Annotated in this window: 1 protein-coding gene and 1 pseudogene; both read right to left on the bottom strand. The window is 62.4% G+C overall.

Annotation, left to right across the window (positions count from 1 at the left end):
- Positions 1-95 (bottom strand): annotated as a pseudogene (locus tag AC1DY5_RS57805) (electron transfer flavoprotein subunit beta/FixA family protein); the annotation flags it as partial.
- A gap of 27 nt (positions 96-122) precedes the next feature.
- A partial coding sequence (locus AC1DY5_RS57800) for a tripartite tricarboxylate transporter substrate-binding protein (protein WP_478123066.1) occupies positions 123-683 on the bottom strand: 561 nt, incomplete at its 5' end.

Raw genomic sequence — 683 nt, 5'->3', positions numbered from 1 at the left:
TTCACGTTGGCATTGTCGACGCCGGTGCCGTCGCTCTTCACGCGCACCTTGACGTTGTAGTCGACGACCCGCTTAAAGGGAACAAGAATCTTCATATGTCAATCCTCAGATCAAACAGGAAGTTAATCGGCGAACTGGCCTGCCGCCTTGATGACCGGCGCGTAGCGCTGCGTTTCCTTGTCCAGCCAGGTTTGCAAGCCTGCCGGCGTGAGCTTGTCGTCGGAGGGGATCACCGCACCCAGTTCCTCCAGGCGCTTCGCCACGGTCGGATCCTTGAGCGCAGTCCTGAGCGCTGCGCCGAACTTGTCGATCGCTTCCTTCGGCGTCCCTCTAGGCGCATAGATGCCGTGCCACACCACGACTTGGAAGCCGGGCAGGCCCTGCTCTGAGAGCGTAGGCGTGTCGGGCAGCGTCTTCAGCCGCGCAGGGGTCGTGACCCCATAGAGCTTGACCGAGCCCGCCTTGATGTGAGGCGTGGTGGAGGTCGTTTGGTCGCACAGTAGGTCGACTTGTCCAGCCAGCAAGGCGTTCATGGCGGGCCCGGTGCCCTGGTACGGGATCGTGGTCATCGACACGTCCATCGCTTGGCGCAGCAGCACGCCGCACAAGTGCGACACCGCGCCCAGTCCCGCGTGTGCAAGGTTGACTTTGTCGCCGTTGGCCTTGGCGTAGGCCATCAACTC

This window comes from Variovorax sp. P4_D9, assembly GCF_056401695.1.
The sequence above is the reverse complement of the archived record's forward strand: the minus strand, read 5'-3'. Positions and strand labels throughout refer to the sequence as shown.